General features: G+C 55.7%; 13 protein-coding genes. 7 read left to right on the top strand and 6 right to left on the bottom strand.

Translation table 11 applies throughout. From position 1 onward, the window contains the following. Positions 1–3 precede the first annotated feature (3 nt). The 6 genes from remB to DWV16_RS07940 all read left to right on the top strand — a co-directional run bounded on the left by remB (position 4) and on the right by DWV16_RS07940 (position 8,278). Positions 4–282, top strand: a complete 279-nt coding sequence (gene remB / locus DWV16_RS07965) for an extracellular matrix regulator RemB (RefSeq protein WP_066455772.1) — start codon at positions 4–6, stop codon at positions 280–282. An 82-nt stretch (positions 283–364) separates the two neighbouring features. Next, positions 365–2,296 carry a DNA topoisomerase (ATP-hydrolyzing) subunit B gene (gene gyrB, locus DWV16_RS07960; protein ID WP_202614986.1) on the top strand — a complete coding sequence of 644 codons (1,932 nt, stop codon included), beginning with the start codon at positions 365–367 and terminating at the stop codon, positions 2,294–2,296. A 24-nt stretch (positions 2,297–2,320) separates the two neighbouring features. Next, positions 2,321–3,022, top strand: a complete 702-nt coding sequence (locus tag DWV16_RS07955) for a YcxB family protein (protein ID WP_118478606.1) — start codon at positions 2,321–2,323, stop codon at positions 3,020–3,022. Next, positions 3,019–3,570 carry a YcxB family protein gene (locus DWV16_RS07950; RefSeq protein WP_118478604.1) on the top strand — a complete coding sequence of 184 codons (552 nt, stop codon included), beginning with the start codon at positions 3,019–3,021 and terminating at the stop codon, positions 3,568–3,570. Before DWV16_RS07955 ends, DWV16_RS07950 begins: the two co-directional genes overlap by 4 nt. Before the next feature lie 126 nt (positions 3,571–3,696). Then, complete coding sequence (gene gyrA / locus DWV16_RS07945; protein ID WP_079988128.1) at positions 3,697–6,243, top strand: DNA gyrase subunit A; 2,547 nt, start codon at positions 3,697–3,699, stop codon at positions 6,241–6,243. Positions 6,244–6,499: 256 nt separating this feature from the next. Then, the gene (locus DWV16_RS07940; protein WP_066455784.1) at positions 6,500–8,278 is read left to right on the top strand and encodes a Na/Pi cotransporter family protein; all 1,779 of its coding nucleotides are present in this window, start codon (positions 6,500–6,502) and stop codon (positions 8,276–8,278) included. A 51-nt stretch (positions 8,279–8,329) separates the two neighbouring features. Here the strand turns inward: DWV16_RS07940 and DWV16_RS07935 are convergent, their stop codons facing one another. The 3 genes from DWV16_RS07935 to DWV16_RS07925 all read right to left on the bottom strand — a co-directional run bounded on the left by DWV16_RS07935 (position 8,330) and on the right by DWV16_RS07925 (position 10,616). Next, positions 8,330–9,313 (bottom strand): polysaccharide deacetylase family protein, encoded by a 984-nt coding sequence (locus DWV16_RS07935; RefSeq protein ID WP_066455787.1) that lies wholly within the window; start codon positions 9,311–9,313, stop codon positions 8,330–8,332. A 127-nt stretch (positions 9,314–9,440) separates the two neighbouring features. Further along, the gene (locus DWV16_RS07930; RefSeq protein ID WP_118478602.1) at positions 9,441–10,028 is read right to left on the bottom strand and encodes a class I SAM-dependent methyltransferase; all 588 of its coding nucleotides are present in this window, start codon (positions 10,026–10,028) and stop codon (positions 9,441–9,443) included. A 42-nt stretch (positions 10,029–10,070) separates the two neighbouring features. Beyond that, the gene (locus DWV16_RS07925) at positions 10,071–10,616 is read right to left on the bottom strand and encodes an NUDIX domain-containing protein (RefSeq protein ID WP_066455791.1); all 546 of its coding nucleotides are present in this window, start codon (positions 10,614–10,616) and stop codon (positions 10,071–10,073) included. A gap of 153 nt (positions 10,617–10,769) precedes the next feature. Here DWV16_RS07925 and DWV16_RS07920 point away from each other — a divergent pair, with 153 nt between their 5' ends. Beyond that, positions 10,770–11,672, top strand: a complete 903-nt coding sequence (locus tag DWV16_RS07920; RefSeq protein WP_066455799.1) for a M14 family metallocarboxypeptidase — start codon at positions 10,770–10,772, stop codon at positions 11,670–11,672. A gap of 71 nt (positions 11,673–11,743) precedes the next feature. Here DWV16_RS07920 and DWV16_RS07915 read toward each other — a convergent pair whose 3' ends face one another. The 3 genes from DWV16_RS07915 to DWV16_RS07905 form a co-directional block, all read right to left on the bottom strand. Then, positions 11,744–12,262 (bottom strand): GNAT family N-acetyltransferase, encoded by a 519-nt coding sequence (locus tag DWV16_RS07915; RefSeq protein ID WP_118478600.1) that lies wholly within the window; start codon positions 12,260–12,262, stop codon positions 11,744–11,746. Between the two features lie 81 nt (positions 12,263–12,343). After that, complete coding sequence (locus DWV16_RS07910; protein ID WP_066455804.1) at positions 12,344–13,342, bottom strand: GGGtGRT protein; 999 nt, start codon at positions 13,340–13,342, stop codon at positions 12,344–12,346. 20 nt (positions 13,343–13,362) lie between these two features. After that, positions 13,363–14,055, bottom strand: a complete 693-nt coding sequence (locus DWV16_RS07905; RefSeq protein ID WP_066455813.1) for an iron-sulfur cluster assembly scaffold protein — start codon at positions 14,053–14,055, stop codon at positions 13,363–13,365. Between the last annotated feature and the right edge of the window lie 235 nt (positions 14,056–14,290).

The following is a 14,290-nucleotide window of genomic DNA, read 5'->3' as shown; positions in this document are numbered from 1 at the left end:
GACATGTACCTGCATCTGGGACAGGACACGGTGATACGCACCGATGATATTGTTGGAATTTTCGATCTGGAAAATACCACGATTTCCCGCAACACCAAAGATTTCCTGAGCCGGGCGGAAAAATCGGGCCAGGTGGTGAACGTATCGTACGAGCTTCCAAAATCCTTTGTGATCTGCGCGCAGGGCCGCAGAGATCCAACGGTTTATATCACGCAGATCTCTTCCACAACGCTGAAAAAACGGGCCGGCTTTATTGACGGGATCGCCAATATCGAACGCTGACCGTGAAAGCCGCCCAAGAATGGGCGGAAATAGAACCGATTTAGTCAATGGCCTTTGGTGAAGGCCGAAAGGAGTAGATATTGTGGCGAACACACCGCAGAATGAAAACTACGATTCCACACAAATACAGGTGTTGGAAGGGCTGGAGGCAGTCCGCAAGCGGCCGGGCATGTATATTGGCTCGACCGGGACCCGGGGCCTGCATCATCTGGTGTATGAAATCGTGGATAACTCGATCGACGAGGCGCTCGCAGGATACTGCGACAAGATCACGGTGGAGCTTTTGCCGGGCGAGATCGTACGCGTGTGCGACGACGGCCGCGGCATCCCGGTTGGAATCCAGCAGCAGACCGGCCTGCCGGCGGTAACGGTTGTCTTTACCATCCTGCACGCGGGCGGCAAATTCGGCGGCAGCGGCTATAAGGTTTCCGGCGGCCTGCATGGCGTCGGCGCTTCGGTTGTAAACGCTCTTTCGGAATGGCTCGAGGTGGAGGTCTGCGACGGCAAACATCGATATTACCAGCGGTTTGAACGCGGAAAGGAATGCGCGCCGCTCGAAATCGTCGGGGAAACCGACCGGCGCGGCACGCAGGTTGCGTTCAAGGCCGATTCGGATATCTTTGAAGAGACAGTCTACGATTATGAAGTCCTGCTGACCCGCCTGCGCGAACAGGCATTTTTGAACGCTGGTGTCTATATCGTGCTAAAGGATCTGCGTCAGCCGGAACCGGTTGAGACTGACCTGCAGTATGAAGGCGGCATCCGTTCGTTTGTCGAGCATATCCACCAGCGCAAAGGTGTGGAAACGCTGCATGACGACGTGATCTACCTTGCGGCGCGCGATGGGGACAACACCGCTGAAGTCGCTATGCAGTGGAATGACAGCTACAACGAGTTACTTCTTTCGTTTGCGAACAATATCCACACGACTGACGGAGGCACCCACGAGGTGGGGTTCAAAAACGCCCTGACCCGCGCGATGAACGATTACGCGCGGCGGTATAACATCCTCAAGGATAACGATAAAAACCTGAGCGGTGAAGATGTGCGTGAAGGTCTGACGGCAGTCATTTCGGTTAAGCTGACCGACGCGCAGTTTGAAGGCCAGACCAAGGCGAAGCTTGGCAACACGTCGATGCGTGCGCTGGTCGATGGGCTTGTCTACGAGAAACTCACCACCTATTTTGAGGAAAACCCGGCGGTGGCGCGGTCGATTATGGATAAATCCCTCAACGCCTCCCGCGCCCGCGAAGCGGCGCGCAAAGCGCGCGAGGTTGCGCGGCGAAAATCCGCGCTTGAGACCGCGTCGCTTCCCGGCAAGCTTGCCGATTGTTCGCAGCATGGCGCGGACGGCACCGAAATCTACATCGTCGAGGGAGATTCGGCGGGCGGTTCGGCCAAAATGGGACGCGACCGGCGGTTCCAGGCGATCCTGCCGCTCTGGGGCAAGATGCTCAACGTCGAAAAAGCGCGGCTCGACCGGGTTTACGGAAACGACAAGCTGATGCCGGTCGTCACGGCGCTCGGCACCGGCATCGGGGACGAATTCGATCTTTCAAAGCTGCGGTACGGCAAGGTTATCATCATGGCCGATGCGGATGTCGACGGCAGTCATATCCGCACCCTGCTGCTCACCTTCTTTTTCCGCTATATGCGTCCGCTTATCGAGGAGGGGCACATCTGCATCGCGCAGCCGCCGCTCTTCAAGGTCAGCCGGGGCAAACAGGTCCGATATGCGTTTTCGGATGAGGAACGCGATCAGTATATCCGCGAACTCTGCCCGGACGGAAACGGAAAATGTGATGTACAGCGTTATAAGGGCCTTGGTGAAATGGACCCGGAACAGCTTTGGGAAACAACCATGAACCCGGAAAACCGCACCATGCTGCGCGTCTCGATGGAGGATGCGGTCAAGGCGGATGAGATCTTCACCATCCTGATGGGCGACAAGGTTGCGCCGCGCAAGGAATTCATCGAACAGAACGCAAAATATGTGACCAATCTGGATATTTAACCTTCCAGCGAAAGGAGATTCTTCATGCAGGAAAACGAAATGCAGCAGGAATTCGACCAAGCGGAAGCGCCCGGTAGTGAAGCACAGGCGCCGGATGAAGCTGTGCCGGCTGGGAATGCCACTGCTGAAACACAGCCGGCGGTCCGCCAGGATGAGCAGGAACAGCTCAAGAAGCTGTTCACACTGAAATATAAAATCCCGCTGGAGGAGTATCACGAATTTCATGTCATCATGAGCGCCGACCATGTGAGAAAGAACAGCGGACGCAATAACAAGATCGGCATTGTTGAAGTGGTGGTCGGCTTGGGATTGCTGGCGGCGATGCTTGCAATGGGTAAGGAGATCGGCGCTTTCTACTATGTTTTGGTGGTTGGAATGATCCTGATGGGGCTTTACAGCGTCAGTTACTACCGTTTTTTCTACCCGCGGATACTGCGCCGGGTGGTCGAAAAACAGCACGCCGGCACCCCTTATCTGCAAAGTGAAATCACAGTGGATTTTTATCCCAACAAATGCACGGAATATATTCAGGATAAGCAGGCCGATACCTTCTGGCATTCGATCCTGGAGGTTCGGGAGAACAGGAACCTCTATTTGATCATGCTGGGGGAGAAACGCTGCCTGCTGATCCCGAAATCGCAGCTCTCTGAAAAAGAGATCGCCAAGCTCGATAAACTGCTCGGCCAGGTCTGTGCGAATTATGAAAAGAAGAGGATCCTGATATGAACGAAACACCGGCCGCCGGTGCGCGGCAGACCACAGTTACCTTCGAGGCGCGCGTGGAGGACTTTTTGCAGGCGGCGGCGGTTTTTGACCTCAAAAACCGGGTCAATTCCCGCCGTTCGCTGGAACTGCTGGGCGTCATGGTGCTGCTTTTGATGTTTGTCCCGGCGCTGCTGAAACAGCCTGACAGCCTGGCAAATTGGGTGATGACGATCGCGGGAGTCATTCTGGGACTGTTGGTATGGAAATACCCGGCTTACGCAAACCGGCAGTTTGCCCGGCGGCGGGCGATGGACTGCCCGGAATATACGATGACTGTCACAGCGGATGGGATCGATGTGCTGGAAGGCCCGGCAAGCTATCATATCGCTTACAGCGATCATCCCGCTGTGTGGGAATACCGCAATGTATTCGCAATTTGCCATGAGAAGAACCGTCTGCTTGCCATCCCGAAGGATCAGCTTGGCGAGGAGGTCTGCGGGCAGCTGCGCGGCCTATTTTCGCAGGGGCTTGGCGACCGGTATGAAAATGTGTACAGCAAAGAAAAATAGGCCGGAAATTACGCGCGCTGCTGCGCGCGGCGCGGGATGCGATTCCCGCCCCGGCACCGGCGGATCTCCTTCTTGGGGAGAGACGCCTGGAACGATTGAGACCGCAGGCAAAGGAGAGAGAACCGAATGAGCAAGGATCACAGCAAGAAGGGGCAGCAGGACAAAGACGCCGCCTTCGATCCCGAAATAATCGAAACCCGAATCCATTCAATCGACATTGAAAGCGAGATGAAGAAATCCTTCCTCGACTATTCGATGTCGGTCATTGTCAGCCGCGCGCTGCCGGATGTGCGCGACGGCTTAAAGCCGGTGCACCGGCGTATCCTCTATACCCTGCATGAAAACGGGCTTACCCCGGATAAGGCTTACCGCAAGTGCGCGGATACGGTCGGCACCGTGCTTGGCCGGTATCATCCGCACGGCGATGCGTCGGTTTATGATGCGATGGTGCGCCTGGCGCAGGATTTTTCAATGCGTTACCCGCTGGTGGACGGGCATGGGAACTTCGGATCGGTCGACGGCGATCCGCCGGCCGCCTACCGTTATACCGAGAGCCGCATGAGCAAGATTTCACTTTCACTGCTCACCGATATCGACAAGGAAACGGTCGATTTCATGCCGAACTACGACGACCGCCTGCAGGAGCCGGTCGTGCTGCCGAGCCGGTTCCCGAACCTGCTGGTGAACGGGTCGACCGGCATCGCGGTCGGCATGGCGACCAATATCCCGCCGCACAATCTCGGCGAGGTCATTGACGCGGCGCAGCTGCTGATCGATAACCCGGACGCCACGCTCGAGGATCTGATGCAGCATATCAAAGGTCCGGACTTCCCAACCGGCGGCATCATCATGGGCCGCAGCGGTATCCGCGCGGCTTATGCGACTGGCCGCGGCAAGGTCATTCTGCGCGCGCGCAGCGAAATTGAAGAAATGGCAAACGGCCGCGAACGGATTGTCGTCACCGAAATCCCCTATATGGTCAACAAGGCGCGGCTGATCGAATCGATCGCTGACCTTGTCAAGGATAAACGCATCGACCAGATTTCCGACCTGCGCGACGAATCCGACCGCGACGGCATGCGCATTGTGATCGAGCTCAAGCGTGACGCAAACGCGCAGGTGGTCCTGAACCAGCTCTACTCCTACAGCCAGATGCAGGACACCTGCGGCGTCATCATGCTGGCGCTTTCGGGCGGCGTGCCGAAGGTGATGGGCCTCAAGGAGATGCTTGGCCATTATGTCGACTTCCAGGGCGAGATCATCACCCGGCGCACGAAATACGATCTGCGCAAGGCAAAAGAACGCGAACACATCCTGGAAGGACTCAAGCTTGTCTGCGACAACACCGACGAAGTGATCTCGATCATCCGGCATTCCAAGGACGTGCCGGATTCCAAAAAGAACCTGATCGACCGGTTCGGCATCACCGATATCCAGGCCTCCGCGATTGTGGCAATGCGTATTGGACAGCTGTCCGGCATGGAACGCATCAAAATTGAGGAAGAGTTGGCCGCAATCCTGGAAAAAGTGGCTGAATACGAATCGATCCTGGCGGATTATGGGAAGGTCATGCAGATTGTCAAAGACGAACTGACCGTCATGAAGGAAAAATATGCCGATGAACGCCGTACGGAAATCAAAGCGGTGAGCGGCGAAGTGGATATTGAGGATCTGATCCCGGTGGAGGACTGCGTCATCACGCTGACTCATTTCGGCTATATCAAGCGCCAGGTGATGGATGTTTATAAGACCCAGCGGCGCGGCGGACGCGGTGTTTCGGGCATGACGCGCCGGGAAGAGGATTTTGTGGAAGAGCTGTTTGTTTGCTCGACGCATGATTATATCATGTTCTTTACCTCGAAAGGCCGCTGCTTCAGGCTGAAGGGGTATGAGATCGGGGAATGCAGCCGGACATCGCGCGGCACAAACATTGTGAATCTTTTGCAGATGGACCCGGATGAAAAGGTCACCTCGATGATCAAGGTGAGCGAATTCAGCGACGACATGTATTTGACGATGGTGACCCGCAAAGGTCTCATCAAGCGGACGGAACTGTCCGCATACCGGAATGTGCGCCGGATGGGTCTGATTGCGATTGGGCTCAACGAAGATGACGAGCTCGCCTGGACGCGGCTGACCGACGGCAACAGCGAGCTGATTGTAGCGACGAAAAACGGCATGGCGATCCGTTTTAACGAACAGGATGCGCGGCCGCTGTCACGGACGGCGCGCGGCGTGAAAGCGATCACACTGGATGAAGGCGACGAAGTGGTCGGCATGAGCCGGGTACGGGAAGGCGCGACGCTGCTGACGGTTTCGGAAAGCGGCCTTGGGCGGCGCTCAGAGATTGAGCAGTACCGTTTACAGACGCGCGGCGGCAAGGGAATCCGCAATTACTATGTGGATAAGAACGGGCCGGTTGCGGGGGTCAAATCGGTGAGTGAAGAAGACGACATCATCCTGATCACGGACGACGGGGTAATCATCCGGATACCGGCGAGCGATATTACGGTTCAGTCGCGGTACGGCGGCGGCGTACGGGTGATGCGCGTTTCGGAGGAAGGGCGCGTTGTGACGCTGGCGCGCGCGCCAAAAGAAGAGGAAGAAGCTGACGTTGAAGAGGGCGACAGCGAGGACGGGCCGGAAGAGAACGGCGCGTCAACCGAAGAATAAAAAAACAGGCGGGCTGCAAACGCAGCCCGCCTGTTTTTTCAGAAAAAGTTTCGCGAATGAAAGTTTGTTTAAAGCTTTTAGATTAGACAGCTTTTGTGCATTTCAAACGGTTTTTGACGGTTTTCCTGCACAAACTTCTCATCCTTTGCCCCTCCCCTTTCGGTTGGAAAGGGTGTACAAACACTTTTTTCTTCGATATAATATTCATGTATGTAAAAGGAAAGAAAAAAGAATGTAAAGAAGTGAGGAGTTTTCTGTGGACCTTTTCGGTTTTATTAAGCTGCTCGGCGGCTTGGCAATGTTCCTCTATGGCATGTCCCTGCTCGGAACCGGTCTCGAACGTGTTTCCGGCGGCCGCCTCGAAAAAACCCTCGAAAGTCTGACCAGTACCGTTGTCAAAGGCGTCTTGCTCGGTGCTGTCGTCACCGCCGCCATCCAGTCCTCTTCCGCAACCACTGTCATCGTCGTCGGCCTTGTCAATGCCCGCGTCCTGAAACTGCGTAACGCCATCGGCGTGATTATGGGCGCAAATATTGGTACCACCATCACAGCGCATATCCTGCGGCTTTCAGATTTGCAGTCGGATAATTTCTTTCTCCTGCTCCTCAAACCCGCAACCCTTGCCCCGCTTGCCTCCATCATCGGCGTGGTGCTCTTTATGGCGGCAAAACGCAGCAAGATCAAAGATATTGGACAAACCATGATTGGGTTCGGAATCCTCTTTACCGGTATGTTCGCCATGGAAGCCGCGGTTATGCCTCTGAGCGAACAGCCCGCTTTCCGCAACCTCTTCGCAACCTTTGCCAACCCGATTATCGGTGTGCTCGTCGGTACTTTTGTCACCGCCGCCATCCAGTCCTCCGCGGCGTCCATCGGTATTTTGCAGGCGCTGTCCTCCACCGGGTTCGTCACCTATTCCATGGCCTTTCCCATTATCATGGGCCAGAATATCGGTACCTGCATCACCCCCATTCTCGCTTCGATCGGCGCTTCCAAAAATGCAAAACGGACTGCGGCTGTGCATGTCTGTTTCAATATCCTGGGTACCCTCATTTTTATCGCGTTCTGTTATACCTATCAGTCGCTGGTCGGTTTCTCCTTCTGGGAGCTGCCGATCGATAAAGGCGGAATCGCAAACTTCCATACCATCTTCAACGTCTGCACCACCCTCCTGTTTATCCCGCTGGCAGGCGTGCTGGAGAAGCTCGCATGTACCATTGTCCGCGATAAAAAAGGCGACGGCGAGATCGATATTACCGCCATCACGTTGGATGAACGTCTCATGGTCTCCCCTGGCCTTGCTGTGAACCATGCCCGTGAAGCGGTCGCACAGATGGGGATGCTTGCCCGGAATAATTATCACACGGCGGTTGGATTGCTGCTGGGTACCTTCGACCTGAAAACAGTCGAACGGCTCAATGAAACCGAAGATGTAGTCGATAAAATGGAGGACCGGGTTGAGACCTACCTGCTCAAACTTTCGGAAAAGAAATTGACCGATAACGAGAGCAGGAGCATTTCGGAATTGCTGCACACCTGCGGGGAATTTGAACGCATTGCGGATCATTCGCAGAATATTTGCGAGTGCGCGCAGCGGATGTATGATTCCGGCAGCAAGTTCTCCAAGCGTGCCACCGAGGAGATGGGCATCATCTGCGATGCGGTCGGTGAAATTGTGGATCTCGCGCTCGATTCTTTCCAGCGGGTCAACCTGACCGCTGCCGGAAGTGTGGAACCATTGGAGGAGATCATTGACGAGATGGAGGAAACGCTCAAGGACAAGCATATTGAACGCTTGCGCAAAGGCAAATGTACCGTCGATGCAGCCTTCCCGTTTGTGGAGGCGCTCTCAAATCTCGAGCGCATCGCCGACCATTGCTCGAATGTCGGTGTTTCGGTTCTGACCTATGACGGCGCGCATGGAGCGATCGACCGCCATGAATATGTCCAGAAGACGCGCAAGGAACATGCGGAGCAGTTCCAGGATAAATATATCGTCTACAGCACGAAGTATTTCAACAAAATTAAAAAGTGAAATGCCACCTAAAAGCGCCTCCCCGATACCGGGGAGGCGCTTTTATTTCTTCTATTCGTCTGGTTCGATTACCGGCAGGTCCCATTTACAGATCTTCATACCCCGCGATTCCGCCTCGTCGATCAGCTCGCCCAGGATTGCCGCGTTGTCCTTGCTGACCGCATGCAACAGGTAAATACCGCCGTCGTGCAGCATTTTGGTGGTCTTTTGCAGCGCCGCTTCGGAACCCATCTGCTTATCCGGGTCCCAGTCCGCATAGGCGAAGCTCCAAAGCACAGTTGTGTAACCAAGGTCCTGCACCATGGCCAGGGTCTGTTCACTGAAAAGTCCCTGCGGCGGGCGGTAGAGGTACATGTCGTAACCGAATTGTTCCGCGACCAGATCATGCAGCTCCTTGATGTCCTGGTAACAGGTTTCCACATCCGCCTGTTCAACCGGGACCTTGTGGTGGTTGGTGTGGTTGCCGACCACATGCCCCTCATCGATCATCCGCTGGACGAGCTCCGGATTCGAGCGGACAAAATCGCCGGTGACAAAAAAGACCGCGCTCACGCCTTTTTCTTTAAGTACATCCAGGATGGCGGGGGTGTAACCGTTCTCATAACCCTCGTCAAAGGTTAAGTAGAATTTGTTGCTGCCTGCTGGTGCGATGAAATAAGCGTTATACTTTCCGTATTTTTCTTGAAGTTGTTCACATGCGGTAGTGCGATTGGTTTCGGGATCCACCTGGACGCCCGGGCCCCAGGTAACTGCGGCCGGGTCCAGAGCACCGATTTTATCAAAATCGGTGCTCATGGTCGGAGTCACAAGGCTTTCCGCGCCGGAAATGATCTCGTCGACGCCGCTCTCAAGATCGGACGCAAGGCCCGATTCCGCATGGGAAGAGGACGGCAGCGAAGATGCGATCGAGGAGGACGGAGCCGCCGAAGAAGACGGAGCGACACTCGACGAAGGCGATTCATTTTTGCGCGAGGTACACGCAGCCATGGAAACGATCAAAGCAAGCGCTAAAGCGGTAGAAACAAACGCTTTCATTGGATACTTCCTTTCAAAATAAACTGAAAAAGTGCCAGGGATGATGAAATAACAACGCTATTTCGGATTTATTGTGTGCAGCAAAACCCGAAATAACAAGCCACCCGGCAGGAATGATTTTCCAGTTTTAAAGCATGCATGACACGCCGGAAACCGCATAAAGCGCCGGAGTGTCCACCGCAAGGTCCACATCGAAACAGGGCGCCAGCGTGTGCGCAAGCATCTGCGCGGCTGGAAGCGGCATCGAAAGCCCGGGAGCGCTGCCCTGGTGCAGGGCGTTGATCTCGGATCTGCCCTGCGAATGACAGATCATCACCCGGCCGCCCGGCAAAAGAAGATGATGAAGCTGTCGGATCAGGCTCCCGCGGTTTTCAAAGTGCGGGAAAGCGCTGTAAACCACGGCAAGGTCAAATTCGCCGTCGGAAAGCTCCATCACATCCTGACAGCGGTATTCCACGCGTGCATCATCGCATTTTTGCTTTGCAAGTGCGATCATCCGAGGGGAAAAATCCACGCCGACCACCTGTTTCGGCTGCCGTTCGAGCAGATAGGGCGTCAGCACGCCTGTGCCGCATCCCACATCGAGTACCCGTGCCCCTGGGGCAATCCCGCATAGGGTGACCAGTGTACGCAGCTTGTCCGGATTGTGGGAGCAGATTTCGTCCCATGTTTCAGCGCGTTCATCAAAATATGCAATCTGTGCAGATTTATCCATTTTGGAAGCGTCCTTTCGCAAGAAGAATACGGAATCGCCGGATCAGATCCGGCCGGCGTTTTGCAGCGCCGCGAATTTCAGGATGCCAAGTTGGGTTTTGGCATCGGGAATTTCCCCATCCAATACCATGGCAACCGCTTTTTCCACAGGAATTTTCTGAACGGTTAAAAACTCGTTCTCATCAAGGCGCTGCTGTGATGCATGGAGATTTTTTGCGTAGAAAAGATGGATGATTTCGGTGTCATAGGCACAGGTCGGGTAAAGCTTGCCGAGCGGCTCGAAAGTTTGTGCCGTGCAGCCGCACTCCTCCTCCAGCTCGCGCCGTCCGGCCGCGGCTGGGTCCTCGCCCTTTTCGAGCTTGCCCGCAGGCAGCTCCAACAATACATCTGCAAACGGATAACGGTACTGTGACACAAAGAAGATCGTTCCATCCTCATCCAAAGCGATCACCGCGACCCCGCCGTTGTGTTCCACCACTTCGCGGGTGGAAGTCTTCCCGTTTTCCAATTCCACCGTGTCCCGCCGCAGATTCAGGATGCGGCCTTCATAAATCCGGGTAGAGTCGATCGTCTTTTCAAAATGTGTCATAAAGAACCCCTCTCTTTTCCTGTTCTGGTGCCGGAGGCACACCCTGTCCCGCATCCGGCAAATGGCGCGTGTTTTTCAGCGCTGCTGCGCCGGGAAGGCCCCTGCATAATACGAGCCGTGCGCCACATAGATTGCTATTGTGAGGTGAAGCGAATGTTCGACGGATTTTATAAAGCACCGCCCAGTTATGACCGCATCCATCGGGCGGTCTGTGAACTGGGAGAAACCTATCCCTTCCTGCGCGCCTTCCCAATTGGGAAATCGGTGCTCGGCCGGAGCATTTACGCGCTTGGGTTTGGGGAGCTTTACCGGGGCAGCCTGTTCGTGGGCGGCGTGCATGGAATGGAATGGCTGACCACGCTGCTGCTCTTCCGGTTTGCAGAGGATCTGCTGCGCGCGATGACAACCGGAGAGCCGCTCGCGGAGATCGACGTTGCGCGCGCATTGGAAAACCGTTCGATTGTGATTATCCCCTGCCTCAATCCGGACGGGGTGGAAATTTCCGTGAACGGCGCGGGAAGCGCCAAACATCTGTGCGAATTCGTGGAAAAGGTAAGCGGCGGCGACACATCCCGCTGGCAGGCAAACGCGCGCGGGATTGATCTTAACCACAACTTTGACGCGGGATTTGCCAAGGTCAAGGAGATGGAACACGCGGCGGGAATCTGCTGTCCGGCGCCGACCCGGTATGGCGGCACCATACCGCATAGCGAACCGGAAAGCCTGGCGCTGGTGAACTTTTGCCGGGCGATGAATGTGCGCCAGGCATATGCATATCATTCACAGGGCGAAGAAATCTATTACCGTTACGGCGAATGCACCCCAGCCCGCTCCCAGCTGATGGCACAGGTGCTGTCCGCCGCATCGGGTTACCGGCTTGCCGCGCCGGAAGCGATGGCGTCGCACGGAGGATTCAAGGATTGGTTTATTGAAAAACTGCACCGCCCCGCGTTCACTGTGGAAATTGGCCGCGGCTGCAATCCGCTTCCGGTGGAGGAGCTCGAGCCGATTTACGCCCGGCTTCTGGAAATGCTGCTCATCTCGATCCTCCTATAAATCCTATAGAATATTATATTCTTTTCCATCCAAAATGAAAAGAAGTTATTCGTGAATTTCACTGGAAAAATTTACGTTATATCCCGCAGCCGCCGAATGAAGCGGTCGTCGGTCAAAAGCTTCCCTTCGATTTCCACCGTGTAAAGATCGCCATTTCCAGAGAAACCCGCAGCCGCATAAAATCGCCTTGCACGTTCGTTTTCGCGCAGCACCCAGAGATAGGCGGCCTCAAAACCTGCTGTTTCCAGGGCGGAAAGCACTGCCCCAAACAGGGCTTTCCCATAACCCCTGCCAATATATTCGGGCAGCAGGTAGAGCGACTGGATCTCCGCCCACTGCGGACCGGGACATTTTTCATCTCTGGAGGGGCCGAATGCGGCGCAGCCGACCGGGATTTGCCCGTCGCAGATGAGCAGCGCCTCATAGAGTCCCTCGGAAACCCAGCCGGTGAAAGCCTCCACCCAGTAGCCGTCCGGCAGCCGGTCCAGGTACGGCTGCGGCACCATACCGCGATAGGCCGCCTTCCAGCTGCGCGCATAGATGCGGCTGATGTCCGGAATATCAGTTTGGGATGCCTTTCGGATGATCACAATGGAATATCCCTCCCTCTTTTTAGGAAGCAAACGCCCCCGGCCGCGGCCGGGGGCGTTTTTCCGTCGGAACGGCTTATTTTATCTGAGCGCTTCTTCGACAGCCACCGCGCAGGCGACCGTCGCGCCGACCATGGGGTTGTTGCCCATGCCGATGAGGCCCATCATTTCGACGTGCGCCGGGACCGAAGAGGAACCCGCGAACTGCGCGTCGCCGTGCATGCGGCCCATCGAGTCGGTCAGTCCGTAGGAAGCCGGGCCGGCCGCCATGTTGTCCGGGTGCAGGGTGCGGCCGGTGCCGCCGCCCGAAGCGACCGAGAAGTACTTGACGTCGTTCTCGTAGGACCATTTCTTATAAGTGCCCGCGACCAGGTGCTGGAAACGGGTGGGGTTGGTGGAGTTGCCGGTGATCGAAACATCGACCTTCTCATGCTTCATGACCGCGACGCCTTCAAGCACGTCATTGGCGCCATAGCATTTGACCTTCGCGCGCTCGCCGTCCGAATAGGCGGTCTCGCCCAGAACCTTCAGCTCGCCGGTGGCAAAATCGTAATCGGTTTTGACATAGGTGAAGCCGTTGATGCGGGAGATGATATAGGCCGCATCCTTGCCCAGGCCGTTGAGGATGACGCGCAGCGGTTCCTTGCGGGCCTTGTTCGCGTTGCGGGCGATGCCGATGGCGCCTTCCGCGGCCGCGAAGGACTCATGTCCGGCGAGGAAGCAGAAGCATTTGGTCTCGTCGCGCAGGAGCATTGCGCCCAAATTGCCGTGGCCGAGGCCAACAGCGCGGGTTTCCGCGACCGAACCGGGCACGCAGAACGCCTGCAGGCCGATGCCGAGGGCTTCGGCCGCGTCCGCGGCTTTTTTACAGTCTTTCTTCAGGGCGATCGCAACGCCAAGGGTATAGGCCCAGACCGCGTTCTCAAACGCGATCGGCTGGACGCCTTTGACGATCTTTTCCACGTCAATGCCTTTTGCAAGGCAGTTTTCACGGGCTTCTTCAAGAGAAGACATGCCATACTCTTTGAGGCAGGCCTCAATTTTGGGCATTCTTCTTTCCTGTCCTTCAAACTTTACCATGTTGTTACCTCCCTCTCCTCTTATTCTTCACGCGGGTCGATGTATTTGGGGGCGTCGGCATAGCGGCCGTAGGTGCCGATGTTCTTTTCAAACGCCTCTTTCGGGTCCACGCCGTGGCGGATGTCCTCCAGCATCTTGCCGACCTTTACGAATTTGTAGCCGATGGCTTCGTTGTTCGCGTCGAGCGCGACCGAAAGAATGTATCCTTCGGCCAGTTCGAGGTAACGCACGCCTTTGGCGTTGGTGGAGAAGATGGTGCCCACCTGCGAACGCAGGCCTTTGCCCAGGTCCTCAAGCCCCGCGCCGATCGGAAGTCCGCCCTCGGAGAACGCGGTCTGGCTGCGGCCGTAAACAATCTGCAGGAACAATTCGCGCATCGCGACATTGATCGCGTCGCACACCAGGTCGGTGTTGAGCGCCTCGAGGATGGTCTTGCCGGGGAGGATTTCGCCGGCCATCGCGGCAGAATGGGTCATGCCGGAGCAGCCAAGCGTTTCGACAAGCGCCTCCTGGATGATGCCTTCTTTGACGTTCAGGGTGAGCTTACAGGCGCCCTGCTGCGGCGCGCACCAGCCGACGCCGTGGGTCAGGCCGGAAATATCCTTGATTTCATAGGCTTTTACCCATTTTCCCTCTTCAGGAATGGGAGCCGGACCATGGTTGGGACCTTTGGTGAGAACACACATTCTCTCCACTTCATGGGAATAGTTCATATCGGTACTCCTTTCGGTTTGTTAGACAGGGTTGTCTATTCTTTATTATATTATCTGGGAAAGCCTGAATCAAGGGGCTTGTCCCGCTTTTGTTAAAGTTTGGACAACAAATTCCAGCTATTTTTCCCCTCTTTTTTGTGTATAATATTATCCTGTGCCAATTCTTCTCGAATTATTTTTGATTTGTTCATGGTTTCGGTGTTTTTTGGAAGCGGCATTGCGCATTATAATATTA

The organism is Anaerotruncus sp. AF02-27 (assembly GCF_003465835.1).
Lineage (GTDB): Bacteria > Bacillota > Clostridia > Oscillospirales > Ruminococcaceae > Anaerotruncus > Anaerotruncus rubiinfantis.
This window is presented reverse-complemented; position numbering and strand designations above follow the sequence as displayed.